The sequence below is a fragment of the Bradyrhizobium sp. CIR48 genome, from assembly GCF_014198315.1.
Classification (GTDB): Bacteria; Pseudomonadota; Alphaproteobacteria; order Rhizobiales; family Xanthobacteraceae; genus Bradyrhizobium.
The window spans coordinates 463582-486188 of record NZ_JACIHG010000001.1; the positions used below are offsets into that span (position 1 = coordinate 463582).

General features: G+C 65.1%; 28 protein-coding genes. 14 read left to right on the forward strand and 14 right to left on the reverse strand.

Going from position 1 to position 22607, the window contains the following annotated elements; all coding sequences use genetic code 11:
- Positions 1-31 precede the first annotated feature (31 nt).
- Together GGD66_RS02290 and GGD66_RS02295 are read left to right on the forward strand one after the other, a co-directional pair.
- Positions 32-979 (forward strand): AraC family transcriptional regulator, encoded by a 948-nt coding sequence (locus tag GGD66_RS02290; protein WP_183256770.1) that lies wholly within the window; start codon positions 32-34, stop codon positions 977-979.
- Between the two features lie 49 nt (positions 980-1028).
- On the forward strand, positions 1029-1619 hold the full coding sequence (locus tag GGD66_RS02295; protein ID WP_092261990.1) for an NADPH-dependent FMN reductase: 591 nt from the start codon (positions 1029-1031) through the stop codon (positions 1617-1619).
- A gap of 6 nt (positions 1620-1625) precedes the next feature.
- Here the strand turns inward: GGD66_RS02295 and GGD66_RS02300 are convergent, their stop codons facing one another.
- The gene (locus GGD66_RS02300) at positions 1626-3707 is read right to left on the reverse strand and encodes a methyl-accepting chemotaxis protein (protein ID WP_183256771.1); all 2082 of its coding nucleotides are present in this window, start codon (positions 3705-3707) and stop codon (positions 1626-1628) included.
- Positions 3708-3812: 105 nt separating this feature from the next.
- Entirely contained in the window at positions 3813-4244 is a 432-nt protein-coding gene (locus GGD66_RS02305; RefSeq protein WP_018322931.1) for a DUF1810 domain-containing protein, read from the reverse strand.
- 189 nt (positions 4245-4433) lie between these two features.
- On the opposite strand from GGD66_RS02305, the gene GGD66_RS02310 reads away from it, so the two are divergent.
- The 3 genes from GGD66_RS02310 to GGD66_RS02320 all read left to right on the forward strand — a co-directional run bounded on the left by GGD66_RS02310 (position 4434) and on the right by GGD66_RS02320 (position 7031).
- Positions 4434-5399 carry a DUF2778 domain-containing protein gene (locus tag GGD66_RS02310; protein ID WP_092262069.1) on the forward strand — a complete coding sequence of 322 codons (966 nt, stop codon included), beginning with the start codon at positions 4434-4436 and terminating at the stop codon, positions 5397-5399.
- A 67-nt stretch (positions 5400-5466) separates the two neighbouring features.
- Positions 5467-5724: a hypothetical protein gene (locus GGD66_RS02315; RefSeq protein WP_018322933.1), complete on the forward strand. Its 258-nt coding sequence runs from the start codon at positions 5467-5469 to the stop codon at positions 5722-5724.
- Positions 5725-5939: 215 nt separating this feature from the next.
- Positions 5940-7031, forward strand: a complete 1092-nt coding sequence (locus tag GGD66_RS02320) for a TRAP transporter substrate-binding protein (protein WP_183256772.1) — start codon at positions 5940-5942, stop codon at positions 7029-7031.
- 147 nt (positions 7032-7178) lie between these two features.
- On the opposite strand, the gene GGD66_RS02325 is transcribed toward GGD66_RS02320, so the two are convergent.
- The 6 genes from GGD66_RS02325 to GGD66_RS02350 all read right to left on the reverse strand — a co-directional run bounded on the left by GGD66_RS02325 (position 7179) and on the right by GGD66_RS02350 (position 12384).
- Entirely contained in the window at positions 7179-7952 is a 774-nt protein-coding gene (locus GGD66_RS02325) for an ABC transporter ATP-binding protein (RefSeq protein WP_183256773.1), read from the reverse strand.
- A complete protein-coding gene (locus GGD66_RS02330) occupies positions 7949-9004 on the reverse strand; it encodes a dihydrodipicolinate synthase family protein (RefSeq protein ID WP_183256774.1) in 1056 nt (351 codons plus the stop codon). Before GGD66_RS02330 ends, GGD66_RS02325 begins: the two co-directional genes overlap by 4 nt.
- 6 nt (positions 9005-9010) lie before the next feature.
- Positions 9011-9832 (reverse strand): GNAT family N-acetyltransferase, encoded by an 822-nt coding sequence (locus GGD66_RS02335; RefSeq protein ID WP_183256775.1) that lies wholly within the window; start codon positions 9830-9832, stop codon positions 9011-9013.
- Positions 9819-10856 carry an NAD(P)-dependent oxidoreductase gene (locus GGD66_RS02340; RefSeq protein WP_183256776.1) on the reverse strand — a complete coding sequence of 346 codons (1038 nt, stop codon included), beginning with the start codon at positions 10854-10856 and terminating at the stop codon, positions 9819-9821. The genes GGD66_RS02335 and GGD66_RS02340 overlap by 14 nt, the downstream gene beginning before the upstream one ends.
- 26 nt (positions 10857-10882) lie before the next feature.
- The gene (locus GGD66_RS02345) at positions 10883-11653 is read right to left on the reverse strand and encodes an ABC transporter permease (protein ID WP_091956929.1); all 771 of its coding nucleotides are present in this window, start codon (positions 11651-11653) and stop codon (positions 10883-10885) included.
- A gap of 83 nt (positions 11654-11736) precedes the next feature.
- Positions 11737-12384, reverse strand: coding sequence for a TetR/AcrR family transcriptional regulator (locus tag GGD66_RS02350; RefSeq protein ID WP_018322940.1), 648 nt, complete (start codon positions 12382-12384; stop codon positions 11737-11739).
- A 100-nt stretch (positions 12385-12484) separates the two neighbouring features.
- Between GGD66_RS02350 and GGD66_RS02355 the strand changes: the two genes are divergently transcribed.
- The 5 genes from GGD66_RS02355 (at position 12485) to GGD66_RS02375 (ending at position 15900) form a co-directional block, all read left to right on the forward strand.
- Positions 12485-13501 (forward strand): ABC transporter substrate-binding protein, encoded by a 1017-nt coding sequence (locus GGD66_RS02355; protein WP_179730631.1) that lies wholly within the window; start codon positions 12485-12487, stop codon positions 13499-13501.
- A 224-nt stretch (positions 13502-13725) separates the two neighbouring features.
- Positions 13726-14424 (forward strand): septum site-determining protein MinC, encoded by a 699-nt coding sequence (gene minC / locus GGD66_RS02360; RefSeq protein WP_183256777.1) that lies wholly within the window; start codon positions 13726-13728, stop codon positions 14422-14424.
- A 19-nt stretch (positions 14425-14443) separates the two neighbouring features.
- Positions 14444-15259: a septum site-determining protein MinD gene (minD, locus tag GGD66_RS02365; RefSeq protein WP_018322943.1), complete on the forward strand. Its 816-nt coding sequence runs from the start codon at positions 14444-14446 to the stop codon at positions 15257-15259.
- Positions 15256-15537 (forward strand): cell division topological specificity factor MinE, encoded by a 282-nt coding sequence (gene minE, locus GGD66_RS02370; RefSeq protein WP_018322944.1) that lies wholly within the window; start codon positions 15256-15258, stop codon positions 15535-15537. Before minD ends, minE begins: the two co-directional genes overlap by 4 nt.
- A gap of 177 nt (positions 15538-15714) precedes the next feature.
- Complete coding sequence (locus tag GGD66_RS02375) at positions 15715-15900, forward strand: hypothetical protein (RefSeq protein ID WP_091956924.1); 186 nt, start codon at positions 15715-15717, stop codon at positions 15898-15900.
- Positions 15901-15919: 19 nt separating this feature from the next.
- Here GGD66_RS02375 and GGD66_RS02380 read toward each other — a convergent pair whose 3' ends face one another.
- On the reverse strand, positions 15920-16171 hold the full coding sequence (locus tag GGD66_RS02380; protein ID WP_092261999.1) for a hypothetical protein: 252 nt from the start codon (positions 16169-16171) through the stop codon (positions 15920-15922).
- Between the two features lie 107 nt (positions 16172-16278).
- Positions 16279-16668, reverse strand: coding sequence for a hypothetical protein (locus GGD66_RS02385; RefSeq protein WP_092262000.1), 390 nt, complete (start codon positions 16666-16668; stop codon positions 16279-16281).
- A 129-nt stretch (positions 16669-16797) separates the two neighbouring features.
- Here GGD66_RS02385 and GGD66_RS02390 point away from each other — a divergent pair, with 129 nt between their 5' ends.
- Positions 16798-17583, forward strand: a complete 786-nt coding sequence (locus GGD66_RS02390; protein WP_183256778.1) for an SDR family NAD(P)-dependent oxidoreductase — start codon at positions 16798-16800, stop codon at positions 17581-17583.
- On the opposite strand, the gene GGD66_RS02395 is transcribed toward GGD66_RS02390, so the two are convergent.
- Together GGD66_RS02395 and GGD66_RS02400 are read right to left on the reverse strand one after the other, a co-directional pair.
- The gene (locus GGD66_RS02395; protein ID WP_183256779.1) at positions 17584-17814 is read right to left on the reverse strand and encodes a DUF6894 family protein; all 231 of its coding nucleotides are present in this window, start codon (positions 17812-17814) and stop codon (positions 17584-17586) included.
- Positions 17815-18188: 374 nt separating this feature from the next.
- On the reverse strand, positions 18189-19232 hold the full coding sequence (locus tag GGD66_RS02400) for a hypothetical protein (RefSeq protein ID WP_183256780.1): 1044 nt from the start codon (positions 19230-19232) through the stop codon (positions 18189-18191).
- Positions 19233-19602: 370 nt separating this feature from the next.
- Here GGD66_RS02400 and GGD66_RS02405 point away from each other — a divergent pair, with 370 nt between their 5' ends.
- The 3 genes from GGD66_RS02405 (at position 19603) to GGD66_RS02415 (ending at position 21497) form a co-directional block, all read left to right on the forward strand.
- Positions 19603-20199 (forward strand): L,D-transpeptidase, encoded by a 597-nt coding sequence (locus GGD66_RS02405; protein WP_177237477.1) that lies wholly within the window; start codon positions 19603-19605, stop codon positions 20197-20199.
- 111 nt (positions 20200-20310) lie between these two features.
- Positions 20311-21297: a hypothetical protein gene (locus GGD66_RS02410; protein WP_183256781.1), complete on the forward strand. Its 987-nt coding sequence runs from the start codon at positions 20311-20313 to the stop codon at positions 21295-21297.
- A gap of 17 nt (positions 21298-21314) precedes the next feature.
- Positions 21315-21497, forward strand: a complete 183-nt coding sequence (locus tag GGD66_RS02415; RefSeq protein ID WP_018322952.1) for a hypothetical protein — start codon at positions 21315-21317, stop codon at positions 21495-21497.
- A 10-nt stretch (positions 21498-21507) separates the two neighbouring features.
- Here the strand turns inward: GGD66_RS02415 and GGD66_RS02420 are convergent, their stop codons facing one another.
- Together GGD66_RS02420 and GGD66_RS02425 are read right to left on the reverse strand one after the other, a co-directional pair.
- Positions 21508-21939: a hypothetical protein gene (locus GGD66_RS02420; protein WP_018322953.1), complete on the reverse strand. Its 432-nt coding sequence runs from the start codon at positions 21937-21939 to the stop codon at positions 21508-21510.
- A 119-nt stretch (positions 21940-22058) separates the two neighbouring features.
- Entirely contained in the window at positions 22059-22523 is a 465-nt protein-coding gene (locus tag GGD66_RS02425) for a MarR family winged helix-turn-helix transcriptional regulator (RefSeq protein WP_183256782.1), read from the reverse strand.
- Between the last annotated feature and the right edge of the window lie 84 nt (positions 22524-22607).

The window sequence follows — 22607 nt, forward strand, 5'->3', positions numbered from 1 at the left end:
CGTCGATTGCGACACCGGGTTTCGTATTTTCATGAACAGCATTGATGACGTGCCCAGGCTGGCACTCAAGACATTTCGTTTTTCAGACGTCGACGAATTTCGAAGCGCCATACGCGGGCTGAATTTCGAGTTCACGCCTTTCGTACGGAAGATTTCGTCTGAGCAGACAATTCTGTCGTTGCCCGGGTGCGACGTGAATTTGACGTGCGCGTTTCCCCGGGTCGTTGATGCACAGCTCGTCGGGAATTGCACGGCGATCGGCTTCACGATGGACGACCTCAACGTCCCCATTCGCTTCAATGGCTCGCAACGTGCGCGCCCGGCCGTGGTCATTGGCAGCGGCGGCGCGGCCTACACCGTCATCGAGGAGGTGCAGCGGCAAATCGCCTCAGTGGTTTTCAGCCCGGAGGTGAGGGACCGCGGCTGGCCCACAGCTTCCCAGACCTTCAAGATTTTCGAAACGAGTGCCGCTGGCCTGGACCGGCTGCGCAGTGTGGTGCGTGAGGTGCTGGCCGCGGCCTCAGAGCCCGTCGAGGCGTCAGATCTCCCGGTCAAGGCAAGGGCAATGAAGGAATCCCTGCTCGCGGCCGTCGACCACGTGTTGGGAGATGTCGTTTCGGTCCGCTGGACGCTGCGCCCCAATGACGAGCGGAACTTCAGGATGTTCCGGGATATCAGTGCGCTACTGTCCGATGACCTCTCGCAGCCGATCTACAGCGAGGAGATTGCCCGCAAGCTCGGACTGTCCGTCCGCACCATGCACGACGTCATCCGCCGCTATCGCGGCATGAGCCTGCACCGTTACTTGCGCCTGCGCCGGCTGTGGCTGGTGCGCCGACGGCTGCTCGCCGGCGCCGACAGCGTCAAGGCGGTGGCGCTTGCGTTCGGCTTCTGGCATCTCAGCGATTTCTCCCGAAGTTACCGCGACCAGTTTGGCGAGACGCCGTCGCAAACGCTGGAGCGCGGACGCGGGCGATAGTTGACGGATCGAGTAGGGCCGGACGCCGGTTTTGTGCTACCATCCGGCCATGAGCAATCGCATCCTCGTCCTCTACGGTTCCTACCGTTCCGACCGCATGGGCATCCGCCTTGCGAATTTCGTCATCAACCGGCTGCGCGCGCGGGGCGACGATGTCACCTTGATCGACGCCAAGGCGATCGGCCTGCCGATGCTCGATCGCATGTACAAGGAGTATCCGAAGGGGTCGGCACCCGAAGCGTTGGAGATTCTGGCCGGACAGATCCGCGACGCCGACGGATTCGTCTTCGTCACCGGCGAGTACAATTGGGGCATCCAGCCCGGCCTGAAGAATCTCACCGACCACTTCCTCGAAGAGTGGTTCTGGCGTCCGGCCGCGATCGTGAGCTATTCCGCCGGCCGCTTCTCGGGCGCGCGCGCCGCGACCGCCTGGCACGGCACGCTGTCGGAGATGGGCATGGTGGTGGTGTCGAGCACCATCGGGGTCGGCCCGATCGCACAGACATTGTCGGCCGACGGCGAGCCGATCGGTGATGGCGGCAAGGCCCTGGAGCGCGCGTTCCCGCGCTTTGCCGACGATCTCGCCTGGTGGATCGAGGCGGCGAAGGCGCAGCGGGCGCGCAAGGCGCCGCCTTATTGAACTTGTCTACGCCGCCCTGACTTCGCCGAGGAAGCGGTCGAACTGGCCGGCGAGATCGCGCGACTGGGTCGAGAGCTGCTCGGCGGCGCCGAGCACTTCCCTTGCGGCCGCGCCGGTGTCGTCGGCAGCGCGCTGCACGCCTGCGATGTTGGTGTTCACCTCCTGGGTGCCGCGGGCGGCCTCCTGGACGCTGCGGGCGATCTCCTTGGTCGCCGAGCCCTGTTGCTCGATCGCCGCGGCGATCGCGGTGCCGATCTGGTCGATCTCGCCGATGACGTCGGCCACGTTGCGGATCGCGGCCACGGTCTCGTCGCTCGCGGTCTGGATCGCCGTGATCTGCTCAGAGATTTCGGTGGTGGCCTTGGCGGTCTGGCCCGCCAGCGATTTCACCTCGGAGGCGACCACGGCAAAGCCGCGGCCGGCCTCACCGGCGCGGGCGGCCTCGATGGTCGCGTTCAGCGCGAGCAGATTGGTCTGCTCGGCAATGCTCTGGATCAGCGTGACGACGTCACCGATCTTCTGCGCGCCCTCGGCGAGGGTGCGTGCGGTGTCGCCGGTGCGGCGGGCGTTCTCGACGGCGCGGGCCGCGATCTCGGTGGATTGCGCGACCTGACGACCAATCTCTGAGATCGAGGAGGTCAGCTCCTCGGTGGCGCTGGCGACGGTCTGCACGTTGGTCGAGGTCTGCTCGGAGGCTGTGGCGACGACCGCGGCCTGGCTGTTGGTCTGGGCCGCCGTCGAAGTCATCGACTGGGCCGTGCTTTCCATGGTCGAGGAGGCCCGGGACAGGCCGCCGACGAGCTCGGTGACCTTGGCCTCGAACGCGCGGGTGAGTTCGTCGAGCGCCTGGGCGCGGCGCATCTTGCCGTCGTTCTCGGCCTGCTTCTCGGCCGCGAGCCGGTCGGCCCGGATCATGTTGTCCTTGAAGACCTGGACGGCGGCAGCCATCGCCCCGATCTCGTCGGAGCGCTCGGCGCCCGGGATGCTGTCCGCAACCTCGCCCTCGGCAAGCCGCGACATCCGGCTCGTCAGGCCGACGATCGGCGCGCAGACGCGGCGGCGAACCATCACGATGAGGCCGACGCTCGCGACGAGCACGGCGGCAAGGCCTGCAAGCGCGATGGTGAAGCTGGTGCGCGCGGCCGAGGAGGCGCCGGCGAGGATCTGCTCGGCATTGTCATAGAACGCGTCGCGGACCTCGATGATGGTGCCGAGGCCGCGCTGCGTGGCGGCGTAATAGGTGTCCATATCGTGTTCGTACTTGCCGCTGACGGCGCCGTCCTTGACGAGCTTGAGCTCGCGGCCGAATTCCTCGACATAGATCGAATTGAACTTTTCCAGCGCGGTGGCGACGTTCGCCGGCGTTGCCGGATTGCCGCGCAATTCCAGAAGGGCCATCACGAGTTGGTCGTTGCGGCCCTGCGAGCGGCCGATGTCAGCCTTCTCGGCATCGGTCGCCGGCTTCTTGCCGCCGACGAGGTTCTTGTGCAGGCTCGAGTTGAAGCCGCCGACGTCGCGCAGCGTCATGGCGGTATTGGCGTAGCTGGCCTGCCGGTAGGCGTCGCCGTTCAGGATCGCCATGCGGCGGACCTGCTCGTTCAGCAGCGCGGTCACGCCGCTGTTGAGCACGGCATTGTCTGCGACGATCTTCTTGGCTGCGTCCTTGCGGGCCTCCGCCGGCCCGGTGAGCGCCTTGTCGATGGCCTCGCGCAAGGCGGTGAATTTCGCATTGATTCCATCGATGTTGCTGCCGACGCTGTTGCCGTCGTCGAACGAGCCGGGCAGCTCCTTGCGCAGCGCGTTCATCCTGTCGCGGGCGCCGTCGGTCTGCTTGCGCAGCTTGTTCTGTTCGGCGAGCAGTGCAGGGTCGATCGTGGCGGGGCCGTAGAGGATGTTGGTGGAGAAGCCGCGCTCGGGGTTGAGATAGCGCGGGATATCGCTGGCGGCGCGGACGATCGCCAGGCGGCCTTGCGCCTCGCCGATCCGCTCCATCGTTTGGTACTTGGTCACGGCGACGTAGACGGCGAGGCCGCCACCCACGGTCGAGAGCGAGACGATGGCGGTGGTCAGCAGCGTTCCGATTTTCATGATCTGTCCGGCAATTGGCGCGGGGAGAAAGATATTCTCCGGAAAATAGACAGACCGTATTAATCGCGGGTTTACGCTGGTGGATGCCGCGGGTGCGCGCCTGGCTTAGCGACCGAGGGTGGCAAGGATTTCCAGCGTCGCGGCGTCGCGTTCGCCTGCGAAATAGCGGGCGAGCGCCTCGCCGAACACGGGCTCATCGGAGACCGCGCCGAACAGCGTCATCGACGAGCGGAATTTGGAATCGTCCGGCGCGCCGAGGATCGCGTTGATGCTCCGGCCCTGAACCGCGAGCACCAGCCCGGTGCATTCGATCAGGCGCGCCCCGAGCACGGGATGGGCGAGATAGGCCTTGGCCTCCGCGGGGGAGCCGATGGCGTAGCGCTGCGACATGGCGCTGAAGCCGAGGCCGGCGATCTGAGGGAAGACGAACCACATCCAGTGAGTCTGCTTCCGGCCCCGGGCCAGCTCCGCCTGGACGGCGCGAAAAACCGGGTTCTGGGCCGTTACGAAGCGCTCTAGATCGAAAGGATCGGTCATTGGATACCTTAGGAGGGCTTGCCGGCCGCGATTATGCCTAACTTTTGGCTCCCAATGTGGTAGCTGGTATAGAGTCTCCGGGCGGGGGTTGGGCCCCCCGGGGGTCGATTTGGGGATCTGATGGTTTCCGACGCAGCACATGCCGAGAGGCTGTTGTCGCGCCGCCGTGTCGGGCGAGCCGAGAGAATTCTGCTGTCTCTGGCCGCAGTCGCGATGGCGCTTGGCGCCGCCGCCTGGGTCACTGACATCGGGAATTCGAATTTTGGCAATTCGACCCCGCTAATCACTGCTGCGCTGCCGCCGGCCAATGCCCCTTCTTTCGAGGATCGTTTCGCGTCGGCGTCCGGCAACCCGCCCGCCCGCGAGCTCGGCCTGCGGACGATGGAGCGTTCCGCCCTGAGTGCGGTCCAGCTCAAGCTCCGCGACGCCAAGGCAATGCTCGCCCAGAAGCTCCAGGGCGACGATTGGCGCACGACCCTGACCGATGATGACCGGCACGTGGTCGACGAGACGAGGCCCTCGCAGCGTGCCGACGCCATCCCGATGCCGCGCTCGCGCCCGACCCAGGCGGACCTCTCCGCCCAGATCGCCTCCAGCCAGGCCTATGCGGAGACCAACCCCAGGGTCGACAACCGCAACTTCTTCGAAAAATTCACCGACAAGATCAGGCTCGCCTCGCTGACGCCCAGCGACGGCCTGTTCGCCAAGGCGCCGGATCTGGCCGCCCTCGGCTACGATTCGCGGACGGCGGTCTATGACATCAAGGCCAAGGCACTTTACCTGCCGAGCGGCGTCGCGCTGGAAGCCCATTCCGGCATGGGCGCGCTGATGGACGACCCCAATCATGTCGACCAGCGCATGGTCGGCGCGACCCCGCCCGCAACCTACGACCTGAAGCCGCGCGAGAAGCTGTTCCACGGTGTCCGCGCGCTGCGCCTGACTCCCACCGATGGCACCAGCGCGCTCGGCCGCGTCGGCCTTCTCACCCACAATTACATGCTCGGGCCGCGCGGCGATTCCAACGGCTGCGTCTCGATCAAGGACTATGATCGCTTCCTCAAGGCTTACGACAATGGCGAGTTCAACCGCCTGGTCGTGGTGCCGAGCCTGAGCGGATCTGCGACTGCCTCGCAGCGCGCCAGCACCGACTCCTGATATTCGCCTGCTTTCGGCGGGGCTGCCGTTTCCCCTTCGTTAAGCCGTCATCGTCCAGAAGCAGCCCATGAGTGATCCATCAAGTTCCGAGACCCCGCTGCGTACGACGTTCAAGATCAAGCTGAATGGCGACACGTTGGCGATCGCGACCGTCGGTCAGGCCTATCAATTCCTGACCAACTTCAAGTCGGTCGAATGGATGGAATTCCGCTCCCTCCACGAGGACGCCGTCGAGGCTCTGGAAGGCGCAGCCGGTAACGCGATGCTGGCGGTGCAGGCAACCAACGCCGTGCGCGCGCTGTTCGTCAGCGCCAAGCTGCTCTGAAGCCACCTTAGCTCATAATCTCGCAGCCCGGATAGAGCGCAGCGTAATCCGGGACCCCGTCGCTTGTGGCACGATTCCCGGATTGCGGCGCTCCATCGGGCGACGGGTCTTGTCCTCGCGCATCTTGAACTCCGCTACGGGAACGGGCAAACGGTCCGCGAAGATCGCCGCCGCAAGCCATATGTCTGAAATTTAGTTCAGGGAGAGACCCCATCATGAAACGCCGTACATTTCTGCAGGGCGGCGCGGTCGCCGGCGCGACGACGCTGGTTGCCGCACCTGCGATCGCGCAGAGCGCGCCCGAGATCAAATGGCGCCTGACGTCGAGCTTCCCGAAGTCGCTGGACACCATCTACGGCACGGCGCAGACCTTCGCGAAATACGTCGCTGAGGCCACCGACAACAAATTCCAGATCCAGACCTTCGGCGCCGGCGAGATCGTTCCGGGCCTGCAGGCGCTCGATGCCGTCAGCACCGCATCGGTGGAGATGGCGCAGACCCCGCTCTATTTCTACATCGGCAAGGAGCCGGCGCTGGCCTACGCCACCGGCGCGCCGTTCGGCATGAATCACCGCCATCAGGAATCGTGGTGGCACTTCGGCGGCGGCGCCGATCTCACCAACGAGGCGCTGAAACCGTTCAAGGCGCACGCCATCCTCTGCGGCAATTCCGGCACCCAGATGGGCGGCTGGTTCCGCAAGGAGATCAAGACCGTCGACGACCTCAGGGGCCTCAAATTCCGCATCGCGGGCATGGGCGGCCACGTGCTGGCCAAGCTCGGCGTCGTGCCGCAGCAGATCGCAGGCGGCGACATCTATCCGGCGCTGGAGAAGGGCACGATCGACGCGGTCGAATTCGTCGGCCCCTATGACGACGAGAAGCTCGGCTTCCAGAAGGTCGCTAAGTACTATTACTTCCCGGGCTGGTGGGAAGGCGGCGCGATGCTGCACATGATCGTCAACGACGAGAAATGGGCGTCGCTGCCCAAGCAGTATCAGGCGATCGTCAACCAGGCCGGCGCGGCGGCCGGCGCCTGGATGCTCGAGAAATACGACAGCGTGAATCCGGCGGCGCTGAAGCGGCTGATCGCGAACGGCGCGGAGCTGAGGGCGTTCCCGCAACCGGTGTTGGAGGCTTGCTACAACGCCACCCAGGAGCATCTGAACGAGCTCGCCGCCAAGAGCGACCTGTTCAAGCGGACCAAGGAAAGCCACGACGCGTATATGAAGGAGCTGCTGTTCTATACGCAGATCGCGGAGAACTTCTACGACAACTATCTGCTCAGCAAGATGCGCAACAAGAGCTGATCGTGAGGGGCGTGGTGTTTGTGCCGCGCCCCGCTCTCGTAGGGTGGGCAAAGGCGCCCTTGCGCCGTGCCCACGACTGCCCCGCGTTTCGTAGAATTGGTGGGCACGCTTCGCTTTGCCCACCCTACGGGACCTGAGCAAGCGGTCCTACGCCGCCCCAAGCCCCAGCTTCGCGTAGATCCGCCGTGCATAGGCGCCGAACGCATCGGTCGTCTTCAGCGGCAGGTCGCGCGGGAAGGGCAGGTCGATCGGGAAATAGTCGGCCATCTTCGCAGGTCCCGCCGTCAGCACCGCGCAGTGCGAGGACAGGAACACGGCTTCCTGGATCGAATGCGTGACGAAGATGATGGTCTTGCCGCTCTCGCGCCAGATCCGCAGCATCTCCAGATTCATCTGCTCACGCGTCAGCGCGTCCAGCGCGCCGAACGGCTCGTCCATCAGGATCAGCTTTGGGTCGTGAATGAAGGCGCGCGCGATCGCGGTGCGTTGCTGCATGCCGCCGGAGAGCTGCTGCGGATATTTCTGCTCAAAGCCGGCGAGGCCCACGAGGTTGAGAAGTTCGCGCGCCCGCTCGCGCGCGGCCTTCATCGGCAGGCCGACGATCTCGGCCGGCAGCAGCACATTGTCCAGGATCGTCCGCCATTTCAGCAGCAAGGCCTGCTGGAACACCATGCCGATGTCGCGGGTCGGATCGAACGGGCTGTTGGCGTTGCCGATCTTCACCGTGCCGCCGTCGGCACCGTGCAGGCCGGCCAGGATCTTCATCACGGTGGTCTTGCCGCAGCCGGACGGGCCGACCAGCGAAACCAGCTCGCCTTCCTGCACGTCCATGGTGACGTCGGACACCGCCAGGAATTCGGCGCCGCCGCTGCGATAGACCTTGCGGACGCCCTGCAGGCTGATGAAGGGGGCAGGGCTCATGCCAGCCACTTGTCCCGATTGGCGGCGACGAAGGCATCGTCGCTGAGGTCGGCGTGCGCGCGATAGACGCGGTCGATCTCCTCTTTCTGGCCGGGGCTGAGGCCCTCGTTCGGATCGAGGCACCACAGGCCTTTCATCAGGCCCTGGCGCCGCAGCACTTCGTGGCAGCCGGCGATGCAGCCGTGGAAATTGTTGGCGACGTCGAAGAAGGCGCTGTTGCAGTCGGTGACGCGGGCATCGAGTGCCAGCAGGTCGGCCGGCACGCTGTCGTTGTGCCGCGCCGCCTTGCAGCGCTCGAACTGCTTGATTGCACTGGCCGTCCACACCGACCAATGGCCGAGCAGACCGCCCTTGAAGTAGGTGCGCGTGGTGACGCCGTTGTCGCGCAGATCGAACGGCAGCATCAGATCGAGCAGGATGTGGTCGTCATTGCCGGTGTAGAGCGCGACGCGGTCGAGCGCGCCCGCGGCGGCGACGCCGCGCAGGACGTCGAGGGTGCGATAGCGGTTGAACGGCGCGATCTTGATCGCGATGACGTTGTCTATCGAGGCGAAGCGCTGCCAGAACCGGGTGGAGAGGATGACGCCGCCGACTGCCGGCTGAAGATAGAAGCCGACCAGCGGGATCTCGGCGGCGACCGCCGTGCAGTGCGCGATGATCTCGTCCTCGGAGGCGCTCTTCATCGCGGCGAGGCTGAGCAGGCCGGCATGATAGCCGATGTCGCGCGCGGTACGGGCTTCGGTGACCGCCTGGTTTGTCGGACCCGCGAGGCCTGCGACCATCGCCAGCGGTCGCTTGGTCCAGTTGGCCGCGGTCTCGGCGGCGAGCTCGAGCACCGGACGGTAGAGACCGACGTCGCGGATCGCGAACTGCGTCGTGTGCACGCCGACGGCAAGGCCGCCAGAGCCGGCGTCGATGTAATAGCGCGTCAGCGCACGCTGATGCGTCTTGTCGAGCTGGCGCGCAGCGGTGAGCGCGAGCGGATGCGCCGGGATCACGGTGCCTTCAGTGATCAGGTTGCGGATGTCGCTGTTGATCTGGCTGTGATGCATGATGTCCTATCCGAATTCAGGGCCGGCGACGGCGAATGGCATTTCCTCGCCCGTGACGGTGGCGGGGCCGAACCGCATGCGCTGGAACGGCCGCTCGATGGTCCAGCTGGAGGCGGTCAAGCCTTCCAGGAACGCTGCTTGCGACGCGACGGCGTCGAGCAGGAGCGGGCTGGTCTCGGAACCCACGATCGCGTCAACGAGCGCCAGAGCTGCCGCGGCATTGTCGGCCAACAACGGGCCGATATGACGGGCGGTCCGGCCGTCGCGAACCAGTGCGATGGCGCCGTTCGCACCGACGATGCGCGAGCCAGAACGCTGTGCGAAGGCGGAGAGGAGGGCGGTCCGGTCGAACCCGGTGGCCCGCAGGTCCCGCGCACGAAGCGCTTCGATGGTCCCGGATGACGATGGCGGCGCTTCGGCCCGCGCAGGCTTCATCAGCTTCAGGCGGCGCAATTGCACGGTCGGAGTAAACCCCAGCGGTCCGTAAACGGCGGCGCCGTCCGGCGTGGCATCGAGCCAGCTGGTCAGGCCGTTCTGACGCGCCGTCTCCAGGCAGGCGTCGACGAGACGGGTGGCAAGGCCACGGCGGCGATGCGTGCCTGATACCAGCACCATGCTGATCCAGGCGTTGTTGCCGGAATAGGGCAGCAGTGCTGCGGTTGCGACCAGCCGCATGCCGTCGCGAATGCCGAACACGACGCCGTCGCGCAGGAAGATGCGCCAATCCTCGTCGGTCTGGTTCCAGTGCGCTTCCGTCGACAACGCCAGCCCCGCGATCGCGTCGTCGACGCCGAGCTGGACGATGTGCGGGGCGTCAGTAACGGCCATCACGCACCTCGTATTTGGTGGGCTTGCCGAGGTTCGGCATGGCGCGCGAGACCCAATCGGCGGTCCAGGCGATCAACTGCTCGGTGTCGACGACCGGAAGGCCGAACAGCTTGACCGCCTTCGACGTGTCGGTCAGCCATGCCGTCGGCTCTTCCTTGCCTGTCAGCACCGGCGCGCGGCCGAACCTTGTGCCGAAACTTTGCGCGAGATCGCGCACCGCCAAAATCTCGTGGCCGCTGACATTGATCGGCGATGTGGGCGCGGTGCAGTGCGCAAGGCAGCGCAGTGCCTGCGCGGAGGCATCGCCCTGCCAGATGAAATTGACATGACCGAGGCTGACGTCGATCGGCGTGCCCGTGAGCACCTTCGTCGCGATGTCGTGCAGCACGCCATAGCGCATGTCGATTGCGTAATTGAGACGGAACAGCCGGCCCGGCGTTGCGAATTTGTGCGAGAAATACTCAAACATCCGCTCGCGGCCGACACAGGATTGCGCGTATTCGCCGGGCGGGTTCGGCGCCATGTCCTCGGTCGAGCCTTTGCCGTCGACGGGGACGAAGGGATAGATGCAGCCGGTCGAGAACGCCACGATGCGCGAGGACGGGAAGGCCTGTGCCACCAGCGCCGGCACATGCGCGTTCATCGCCCAGGTCAGCGACAGGTCGCCCTCGGCGCCGAACTTGCGGCCGGCCATGAAGATGATGTTCGGCGCCTTCGGCAGCGCCGCAATTGCCTTCTCGTCCATCAGGTCGCAATTGATCGTTTCGACGCCGCGCGCGTGCAGCCAGTCCTTCACGCCGGCGTCGCTGAAGCGGGCCACGCCGATGATCCGGCGATCGGGCGCGGCGGCCTTGGCGAGCCCGGCCAGCGTCGGGCCCATCTTGCCGCCGACGCCGAGGATCATGATGTCGCCCTCGACCTTGGCGAGGTCGTCGATCAGCGCTTGCGTCGGACGGCACAGCAACTCGTCGAGGGCTGCGATATCGGGGATGGTCTTCGGCAGCGTCTGGCGGGTGAGCAGCATGGATTTGTCCCTTGGTTCTGCCGTTGTCAGGTTTGCCTTGCGTCACCGACCACGAACATGCGTTCGAGGATCAGGACGAGGCCGTAGAGAGCGACCCCGAGCAGCGTCAGCAGCACGACGGCCATCACCATCGCGGGCGTGTCGAGCGCCGATTGCACCTGGATCATGAGGTAGCCGAGCCCGCGCTCGGAGGCGATGAACTCGCCGACGATGGCGCCGGCGACCGCCAGGATGGCGCCGACCTTCATGCCGGAGAACACGTAAGGCAGCGATCCCGGCAGCTGGATCTTGCGGAACAACGTCCAGCGCGAGCCGCGCAGCGATTTGACGAGATCGAGCAGATCCGGCTCGACCTCGCGCAGGCCTCGCGCGGTGGTGAGCAGGATCGGAAAGAAGCAGATGCTGAAGGCGATCAGGATGTTCGGAATGATGCCGTAGGAGAACCAGACGATGAAGAGCGGGCCGAGCGCGACCTTCGGGATCATGTTCAGCGTCACGAACAGCGGCAGCAGCACGAGGCTCAGCAGCGGCGCCCAGCTGAAGATCACGGCAAGCGCAACGCCGACAAAGGCGCCGAGCGCGAAGCCGCCGAGGATCTCGACCGCCGTCACCAGTGTGTTGGCGCCCCAGGCGTAGCTCGCGGTCCCCAGCGTCTGCACCGTCGCCAGCGGCGAGGGCAGGATGAATTTCGGCACGTGGAAGGCATCGACCGCGACCTGCCAGAGCACGAGCACGGCGAGGTGCACGATCAGGATGATCGCAAAGCTGCGCGAGGCGCGTGCGCTGTCTCCTGCCACCGATTGCTCCCTGTTGGCGCGGCGGCGATGCCGCAGGTCGCAAGCCTAGCCGCCTTCCGGGGAAGTTTCAACCATTCGGTTGATTAGGGCCGGAGCGACTGCAGTACCAAATCGGCGACATGGCGGCGGCGGGCGCGCCGTGCGGTGCGGCTCGACAGGTCCTTGCCGAAGATCGCCGACAGCGTCGGCGTGTTGGAGAAGAAGAAATAGCTGAGGCCCGCAATGGAGATATAGAGCTGGACGGGGTCGACGCCCTTGCGGAACACGCCCGCGCGCACCCCCTCGTTGAGAATGTGGGAGACGCTCTTCACCAGCGGGGAGTGCATCGCTTCCAGCCGCGTCGAGCCGCGGACGTGGCGGGCGCCGCCGCGGTTTTCGTCGTTCAAAAGCACGATGAAATCAGGGTGTGCGGCCAGATGGTCGAACGAAGCTTCGATCAGCTTGCGGATCGCTTTCTCCGGCGGCAGGCCTTCGAGATTGAGCTTGCGCTCCTGCTCGCGGATGTCCTCATAGACCCATTCGAGTACGGCGAGGTAGAGCGCGTCCTTGTCGCCGAAATAGTGGTAGACGAGCTGCTTGTTGACGCCGGCGCGCTCGGCGATCTCGTCGACGCGGGCGCCCGCAAAGCCGTGCCGGGCAAATTCCAGGCGCGCCGCGGTCAGCAGCTTGTTGCGGGTGGCGACGGGGTCGCGGCGCTGCGGCACGGTGTCGCCAGATCGTTTTGCGGGCATTTCCAACCAAACAGTTGACAAGTTGAGGGCGGGCTTGTTGCATTGGTATCCTCACAAGGGGAGAGCGACAAGCCGGGTCGCGGCAATGAGGAGAGATGCGATGAAGCGTTTGCAGGCGGCGGGCTCGGCCCTGGTCTTGACCCTGATGCTCGGTGCAGCCGCGGCGCCCGCGCATGCGGGCGAAGCGGTCAATCTGATCCTGAACTGGACGCCGACGGCCGATCACGCGCCGTATTATTATGCGAAGGCGCAAGGCTGGTACGAGAAGGCGGGCATCGACCTCACGATCGAGACCGGAAAGGGCTCGGGCGTTTCCGCCGCCAAGGTCGGCTCCGGCGGCTCGCCGTTCGGCGTCGCCGATCTCGCCACCATGCTGGTGGCCAAGAGCAAGGGCGCCGACACCGTCGCGGTGATGAGCGTCTATGCCAATACCGGGCAAACCTTCTACTGGCTGAAGAGCTACGGCGTGAACGGCGTCAAGGACTTTGCCGGCCACAAGATCGGCAATCCGCCCGGCGATGCCTCGCGCGTGATGTGGCCGGCATTTGCCAAGGCCGCCGGGCTTGCGCCCGATGCCGTCGGCTTCGTCAATGTCGGGCCGACCGCGAAGATCGCGGCATTGAAGAGCCACACCGTCGACATCATCAGCGACTTCTACAACGAGCACGATCTGAAGGTGATCGAGTTCGGCCAGGACCTCGGCTACGTCAACTGGAAGGACATCGGGCTCAACCCTTACGGCAATTCGCTGATCGTCAACGGCGCCTACTTGCAGAAGAATCCGAAGGTCGTCGAAGAGTTCGTGCGCGTCACGCAGAAGGCCTTTGCGGCCTGCGTTGCCGACGTCGCGCCGTGCCTGAAAGCGCTGCTCGACCAGGTCTCCGGTCTCGACCAGGCGAACCAGGAGCGCCAGTGGGAGCGCATCAAGTTCCTGATGACCGACGAGTTCACCACCACCAAGGGTCTCGGCTGGATCGATGGCGAGCGGATGAAGAAGGACTACGAGTTGGTCCAGACCTATCTCGGCATGGAAAAGCCGTTCGATGTGACGACGGCGTTCACGACGAAGATGCTCGATCCGAACATCAAGATGGATGCGAGCAAGGTGAGGAAGTAGGGAGGGCATCTTGGCCCCCACACAGCGGTGTCATGCCCCGGCTTGACCGGGGCATCCAGTACGCCGCGGCCTTTCGACGAACCCATAGGGTCTCTGAGTACTGGATCGCCCGCCTTCACGGGCGATGACAGTTTGGGACGGGTAACCCACGGAGAAATTAACCGGCCGTTAACCATATCCGCCGCATCGTTAACCATTCAATAACAGGGAACGAGTCGGCCGATATGGAGGCTGCAGTCAAACCTCAACGCCAAATGGTGCGCCTGCGCGGGCGCTCTTATGTGGCCTTCGTGTTTACGCCGACGGTTCCGGTGCAGGACTGGCTGCACGAGATCGATGCCACCATTGCGCGCTCGCCGGGCTTCTTTGCCGGCCGGCCCGTGGTGATCGACCTGTCCTCGGTCGACCTCAGCCAGTCCGGTATCGGCCATCTGCTCACCAGCCTTCAGGACCGCAACATCCGCGTGCTCGGCATCGAGGGCGTGGAGGAGGCGAGGCTGACCCCGATGATGCCGCCGCTGCTCTCGGGCGGGCGCAGCTGCGTGATCGAGCCGAACGCGCCGAAGAGGGCCGAGACGAAGTCCGAGGCCAAGCCGACATCGCTGCTGCTGGAGAACCCAATTCGATCGGGCCAGACCGTGATCTTTCCCGAAGGCGACGTCACCATCCTCGGCTCGGTCGGCTCGGGTGCCGAAGTCGTCGCCGGCGGTTCCATCCACGTCTATGGCGCGCTACGCGGCCGCGCCATGGCGGGCGTGAACGGTCGCACGAGCGCGCGCATCTATTGCCAGAAGATCGAAGCCGAACTGCTTGCAATCGATGGGTTTTATCAGACCGCCGACGATATCGACGAGGCCCTGCGCGGCAAGCCGGCCCAGGCCTGGCTGCAGGGCAACACCATGCGAATTACCGCGCTGAACTGACCAGAAGGAGATTTCAGAAATGGCAAAGGTACTGGTCGTGACATCAGGCAAGGGGGGCGTCGGCAAGACCACGACGACCGCCGCGCTGGGGGCCGCGTTGGCGCAACGCGGCGACAAGGTCGTCGTCGTCGACTTCGACGTCGGCCTGCGCAACCTCGACCTCGTGATGGGCGCCGAACGCCGCGTCGTGTTCGACCTCATCAACGTGGTGCAGGGCGTTGCAAAGCTGCCGCAGGCGCTGATCAAGGACAAGCGGCTGGAAAACCTCTGGCTGCTCCCAGCCTCGCAAACCCGCGATAAGGATGCGCTGACGGAAGAGGGCGTCGGCAAGGTCATCGACGATCTGCGCAGCCGTTTCGACTGGGTGATCTGCGACAGCCCCGCCGGCATCGAGCGCGGCGCCTCCATGGCGATGCGCTTTGCCGACGAGGCCGTGATCGTCACCAATCCGGAAGTCTCTTCGGTGCGCGATTCCGACCGCATCATCGGCATGCTCGATTCCAAGACGGTGCGGGCCGAGAAGGGCGAGCGCGTCGAGAAGCACATTCTCATCACCCGCTACGACCCCTCGCGGGCCGCGCGCGGCGAGATGCTGACCATCGACGACATCCTGGAAATCCTCGCAACGCCCTTGCTCGGCATCATCCCCGAGAGCCAGGACGTTTTGAAGGCCTCCAATGTCGGCACACCGGTGACGCTGTCGAACGCGGACGGCGCACCGGCGCGGGCCTATATCGACGCGGCGCGCCGGCTGTGCGGCGACACCGTGCCGATGCAGGTTCCGACTGAGCGCAAGCGTTTTATGGATCGTCTGCTGCGACGGAGGGCTGCATGAGCATGGGTCTGCTTCGGCTTCTCCGCGGCAAAAAGGCCTCTGCACCCGTCGCTCGCGAGCGGCTGCAGATCCTGCTTGCCCATGAACGCGGAATGCGTGGCCAACCCGATCTGCTCGGGGTGCTGCGTGAGGAAATTCTCGCCGTCGTGTCCAAGCATGTCACGCTTGACCCGACCAAGGTCATCGTCCGGCTCGAGCGTGGCGACGACGTATCGACCCTGGAGGTCGATATCGAGGTGCCCAACGACTTCGATCGCAAGAAAGCGGCGGTCGCATAGGGGACGCGGCCGACGAACTCCAGCTTTGGGGTGGGTGAGAAGGCGGTCCGCTGGGCATAGCGGGCCGCCTTTGTTTTGGGACCATAGGGACGGTGCGGAACGAGGTCCCGCCCTCAATCGTTGTGAACGACCGCGGGAGCGATGCGGCCTGCGGTCTGGTCAGACGGGAGAGCGCCCATGATGTCCGAGGTCCAGGTCCACACCGTCGCGCGGCAGATGCTCGAACGGCATGGTTTTGCTGCGATTGCGAAGGCCGCTGAGCAGGCCCAGGCCTGCGAGGGCCGCGGCGAGGCCGATGAGGCCAAGGAATGGCGTCACATCGCCGACGCCATGAAGATCATTCGCGGGCCGGCCCACAGCTGATCGCTGGGCCATAAACGCTTCAGCGTTCCTCGCGATCCGGCCCCCGTGACGGGGATCGATGCTGCGTCTGCGGCTGACCGCGCTCGCCCGCCTCTTTGCAGGGGAGCTGTTCCCACGATCCGTCCGGCGCCTGCTGATAGGCGCTGCACGAGGACGACGAGGTCGATTTGTCCTCGCCCTTTTGGGCGTCGGAATTCTTTGCCTGTGCCGGGGCGGCCACCGTTGCGCTCATCGCGAGCAAGCCGGCGACCATGAGATGCGTCATCCGCATTGGGCTTCTCCTGTGCGAAGGAGCCCGCATGCTGGCGAGGAATGTGACGATTATTGGCCGAAATGAGGGTTCCGTCGCGGTGTGCTTAACGCCACGACAGCCGCTTGCTAGCCGCCCTTGGCCCGGATCAGGCCGGCGAGGTTGGTCTTCTGGGCCTCGCACCAGTTGGGCATGCCGAGGCGGCGCTGGTTGAGATCGGTCGCCTGGGTCGCCACCGCGACCTCGGCCATCAGATCGTCGTCCTGCTTCTCGCCCATCTTGCCGCCGGTATGCATCCAGGCAATCGCCTTGCGCACCTTCTCGGTGGTGCCGTCAGGCAGCTTCATCTGCTGCGCCTTCTGCACGAGATCCTGGTAGACGACGTCCGTGCCCGGACATTCGACCTTGGTGGCAAAGGCCTGCAGGACCAGGGTCACATAGGTCGAGCGTAGATGGTCCTCGGCCTGGGCCGGAGCGGCGATCAGCAACAGGCCAGCCATCAGGAAACCGTAGCGCATCCTTGGTATCTCCTCCATTTTTTGGAAGGCTAGCGTCCGGCGGGCTGCTCCGCAATGGTGCCGGGGCGAATTTGTCGCGCCCGGGCGCGGTGCGCTATCGTGGCCCGCATCCCGGCCTCGGAGAGGGACATGAGCCTGTTCAGCACGCCATTCGATCCTGCCAGTGACACAGCGCTCGTCACCGGCGCGGGCAACGGCATCGGGCGCGCCATCGCGCAGGCCCTGGTCGGCGAGGGCGTCCGGACCGTGTTCGCCGACATCAGCGCGGAGCGGGTGAGCGCCGCGATCGGCGCGAGCAAGAGGCCCGAGCTGGCGGTGCCCTGGGTCGGCGATCTCGCCGAGCTGGATGCGTGCGACGCGCTGCTTGCCGCCGCGGACGCAGCGTTGGGCGGTATCACGCATTTCGTCCACAGCGCTTCGCCGCCGCGGCGGGAGGCCGATCATGCGCTCGCGGTCGATCGCAGGATCTGGCAGCAGATGTATGCCGTCAATCTCGATGCCGGCTTTCACCTGGCGCGCGAACTCGCAAAGCGGCTGATCGCGGCGAAGCGGCCGGGCTCGTTCCTGTTTCTCACCTCGCTGCATGCGGGCACGCCGCGCAACCTGCCGCATTATTCGACGGCGAAGGCGGCGATGGCGATGCTGGTGAAGGAGTTGGCCAAGACGTTCGGCCGCCACGACATCCGCGTCAATGCGCTGGTGCCCGGCGCGATCGCCGCCGGCGGGTTCGTTGCGGACCCCGCGCTGGCGCGGCACATTCCGCTCGGGCGTCTCGGCGAGGCCAATGACCTTGCGCCGATGGCGCTCACCGTATTGTCGAACAAGCTCTCCGCTTACGTCACCGGCGCAGCCTTCGTCGTCGACGGCGGACTGTCGCTGACGAACTGGTTCGAACCGCCCGCGCTTGACGAGTAGTTAGCGGCGCCAGGCCGGCACGGGATCGAGCGGCGTGCGGTAAAGCTCGTTGTCGTCGCGATCGGTGACGCGCACCGCGCAACCCTTCTGCTGCAGCTCCGGCTTCACCTGCGACAGCTCGGTGGCGAGCTGGTCGGCACGCTCGGAGGCAACCTCGATGTCTTCGAGGATGATTCCGCCCTGGTTCCTGAACTCTCCACCAACCACAAGATCGAAAGAGTAGTACGGCATCCGAATTCCCCGGTGTGACGAGATGAGCTTCAGTGGAAGTCTCAACACATGTCGGATGGTACCACTGAGTCGACATCTACCGATGAACGGACCGGGCAATCTCTGTGCTTATGGCGCAGAAATGATGTGCAACGTGTGATGGCCTTAACATTTAATTAAATATGTTGGCGTGATCATAAGGCATGGAATTGCAGCAGAACCGGGCTCCGGGAACCGGCAGCTGCAAGAGAAGGCCGCCGGCATAGATCCCGACGGCCTTTTCTCTTGAGCGAGAAAAATCGCTTTCCGTAATTGTCCGGACTCAACGCATCACATCGACTCGGACAGCGTACGCGAGTGGTCGCAGCGCGCCGTGCTGCTTGCGCGGTCTCAGTCTATCGCAACGGCATCGGCGGACGCACGACCGGTCCGTCGTCATCCGCGACTGCTTGGGTCGTGGTAACAGGTGCGGCCGGCGGCGGCATCGCGGCAGCCTGCGAAGGCGGCGGCGGAGCTGTGAGCGGCGCGGGCGAATAGGCCGGCATGTAGGTGTGCGACACGACCGGTTTCGGTTTGCGAACCGGCGGCGGTGATGGAGCTCGCGGTGGGACCGCAGCAGCACGTGCGCGCGGATCAACAGGCTTGACCTCAGCTACCGGCTTCGGCGCAGGCGGTTTTGCCATCTCGCGCGCCATCTGCTCCTGTCCGGCCTTCAACTCGGCGATGTTGGCCTTGAGCGCTTCGATCTGCTGCGCCATCGCGGCGAGGTCGCGCGTCATCGCTTGCACCGACTGCGCTGCATCGGGCTGCGTCGCTGCGGGCGTGGCGGCCGCGACCTGGACTGCGGGTGGCGTCGCAGATTGATCGGCCGTTTGATCGGTTGCCGGTTGCGCTACGGGCGGGGCGGCCTGTTCCGCGGGCGGCGCGGCCTGTGCGGCAGCGACCGGCGCGGTCTGCGATGTCGACGGCAGCAGCGACGTCAATGCCGGTGTCCATTCGGCGAGCATCTGTTTGGCGGTGTCGCCGTGCTTCTCCCACGCGATGGTGGCGGCCGCACTGCCGCCCGCAAACAGAAACGTGACGAAAGCGCCGCGCAGCCACTTGCCCGCGGCGGATCGCTTCCGCGGACCGAGACCATCGCTCGCCGCGACGCGGACGGCCGTGTCGACAGAGGGCGGAGGCGCCGCCTGCGGCTCCGAGACGGGACTGAATTTGGGCTCAATGGAGATTTTGCGATCGAGCAAGGGTTTGGGCTCCGGGGCGAATTTCGGCTCCGGACGCGTCGCGATGTCAGGCGCGAGCGCGGGCGCAACGCTGACGGGGCGCGAGGCCAGCACAATGTCGGGCGAAATCTGAATCGCGTCGTGCGGATCGTTGTCCTTGACCGTGTCCTTCACGATCTCATCGACGATTTGCTTGGGGTTCAGCGTCGCGAGCATCGCAGCTCCTTTGAAGCCCGGTGTTCGAAGGCCGGGCGCTTGAAATACTGGTCGTCCGCATTGGCGCGAGCCGATCTATTGGGGCGAGCCCATCCCAACCGGATGAGCCTCGCATGATGACGCACGAGTCCAGCCGGGTTTGACCAAAGCAAGGCGAGGGGATGGAGATGATGCGACTGTCTTCCGCCGTTTGTGGTGATGGAACCCCTTTTGTTGAACACGCGCACGTGTTCCGCGCTGCCTTGTTTTCAGCACGATTTTGGCAGCATCTGGGGATGCTGGGGGCGCTGCTATCCGCTATCGGGGGCCGGCGGTGCCAAGATCTTTAATCGCTTTGTTCGTCGTTGCCTTGCTGCCGCTGGGCGGCTGCATGCAGGCCACGCTTTCGCCGTCGACCGACGCGAGCATGACGCCGCGCGACCGGCAGTTGCTTGCGCACACGCCTTACGCGCAAGCGAATGTGCCCGAGCAATATCTCCGTCACGTCGTCGACTACCAGCGCAAGGAGCAACCAGGTACCATTCTGGTCGATACCGACGCGCGCTACCTCTATTACGTGCTGCCTGGTGGCAAGGCGATCCGCTACGGGGTCGCGGTCGGCGAGGAAGCCATGGCGTTCTCCGGCGTCGCGCGGGTCGGCCGCCTGGCGGAATGGCCGGACTGGGTTCCGACGGCTGATATCCAGGCACGGCTCGGACCGTATCCGGCGCGCGTTCCCGGCGGTCCCGCCAATCCCTTGGGCGCGCGGGGCATCTATCTCTATTCCGGCAACAAGGACACGCTCTACCGCATCCACGGCACCAACCAGCCGGAATATATCGGGCAGGCGATCTCGTCCGGCTGCATCCGGATGCGCAACGAGGACGTGATCGATCTCTACGACCGGGTGAAGCTCAATTCGATGGTCGTGGTGCTGCCGCCCGGGCAGAACGCGCAGGCCGAGACGGGCGCGCGCTGGCGCGGGTGAAGGTTCGCAGGCGTGCACGTCCGGCGCCCTGCTTGCGGACAATTTTAGCCTTTGTCTTGCGCGGTCTCTAACGTCTCGCGCCTAGCGTGCAGCGAGCAAGGGGTTGCTCGCATGTATCTCGTGAAGAATTCGCCGCGCGCGTTGTTCGCAGCGCTGATTCCGCTGGCCATCGTCGAAGCCGTGCTGCTGGTCTATGCCCTCGCGGGCGGACAGGTGAACGATCCGGTGGGGGTGCCCGCGCCGGATCAGATCCTGGTGCTGTATGCTGGCCGCATGGCGATGAACGCCGCCTTGCTGTTCGCCGGACATATTGTGCTGCGGCAATGGACGGTCTCCAGCCGGCTCGCCTACGGCCTGATGGGCGGCGTCATGGCGGCGGTGAGCTACGGCATTGCGATCCGCAACCACATCCAGCTGACGGCGCCCGGCGACGGCACAGTGATGACGATCGGACTGTTGCCGACCATTGCGGGAATGATCGGTGGCTTCCTCTACGGCCAGTTCGCCAGGCTGAGCCCTGTTGCGCGCGCAGCCGTGGATGCTTCCGCTGCCGACGCGTCAGGAAAGCCGCTGCCGCTGGCGTTCAACGGGCCGGTCCGCGTCCGCACGTCCTTCGCGGGCATCATCATCGCCGCGCTGATACCGACGGTGCTCGCAACTCTGCTGCCCTACACGTTGTTGCCGCTGCTGATGAACGGTTTCGGCGACAAGAGCACCGCACATATCTTCGCGGCGGTGATCCCGGCGCAGACCTTCATGGTCATGATGGTAATCTCTGTCATTCCTTCGAGCATCTTCATGCTCTGCGTTCACCACGCCGCGCGAGCGATGAGCCGCCGCAACGCATGGGAGTACGCGGCGATTGGCGGCGTTGCGGCGTTCGCCTGTATGCTGTTGCTTGCGTTCGCGGTGCCACTGCTTGCCTTTCTCGTGGTGCCGGCAGCATTCTGCGGGACTGTCATGGGCGCGATCTACCGCCGCTTCGCCGGCCTCGAGCCGATGCCGCTACCGGAAGCCGTGATCGCGACCGATCCGAACACGCTGGTCGATGCCGATCATCCGTCGCGCCACCAACATGGCGTCATCCTCAGCAACTGATCGCCTGGGACAGAGACATGAAAGAGCTTGCGGCGCTTGGCGCGGGATTGGCAATCGCGGCCGTGGCGGTGCTCTGGTTCGCGACCGGGCCCGTGGTGGTGGATGCCGAGATCAAGCCGCTTCAGCCGAGCGCAGATATGCCGGCCTTCAGGCCCGTTCCGAACGAACTGGCCGGCCCGACCGGTCGCGACAACCGGTGACGATCTCGCTCTAGTTCTCAGGCCGGGCAACGCGCCATTGCAGCGTCGTCGCATTGCCGTTGGCTTCACCCGGCGTCTTGTCGGCGGGGGAGGTGTAGAGCGGGCGATAGCGGTACGCCCACATCCTGCTGCCGTCGTCGCGGCTGATCACGGTGAAGTCGCCGACCGCCTTGGCGTCGGCCGTCGCGGCGAGCGGCACCCAGCTCTCGGTGCACTTGCCGTTGCAGTTCGACGTCTTTCCCGTGGTGTCGCGCTCGTAGGTGTAGAGCGTCATGCCCTTGAGATCGACGAGCTTGGGTCCCTGCTTGGTCAGAACAACCTTCGCCGGCGCGACCGTCGCTTCGGGCTTGGGCGGAGGAGGGTCGCCGCCGCCATGGCCGTTTGCGAGCGCATGGCCTGACGTGAGTGCGATGGCCGCGGCCGCGATGAGAAACCTGAACATCCGAACCCCCGAAGCGCAAAGTTAATCGCGCGTTAAGCGCAGAATGTTGCGGACCGTAGCAGCCGAAGGTTAGTTCAAGGTTTCGCAGCCCTGCGACAATTGCAGGCAAACATACCGTATCATACCGGAGTTTCGCGCAGCGGTGCGCGGCTCAGATCGTTGCCGGCGGCAATCGCCTTGCGAAGCAGCCGCATCAGATCCTCGCCCTCCTTTGCGCTGAGGCCACGCAGCAGGATGCGCTGGGCCGATTCCACGGCCGGGGTGATCTTGCGCAGCGTGCGCCGGCCTTCGTCGGTGATCTCGAGCTCGTGGGCGCGGCGATCGCGGCTGGAAGCGCGGCGCTCGGCCAGTCCCTTCTGCACGAGGCGGTCGATCACGCCGGTGATGGTGGTGCGGTCATAGGCGATCAAGCCTGCAAGCGTCACCTGGTCGAGCCCCGGATTGGCCTTGATGGTCGCGAGCGCGGCGTATTGCACCGGCGTGAGATCGAAGCCGGCATCCTCGACCTCGGCCAGGAACACCGCGACGGCGATCTGCTGGAACCGGCGCGCCAAATGCCCGGGCATGTCGTTGTTGTCTTTCACCGAATTCTCCTCAAAGGCGGGGCGGTGCGCTATCGTTGACAAGTATACTGATAGTCAGCATACTGAGCAATATCAAAACAGGTT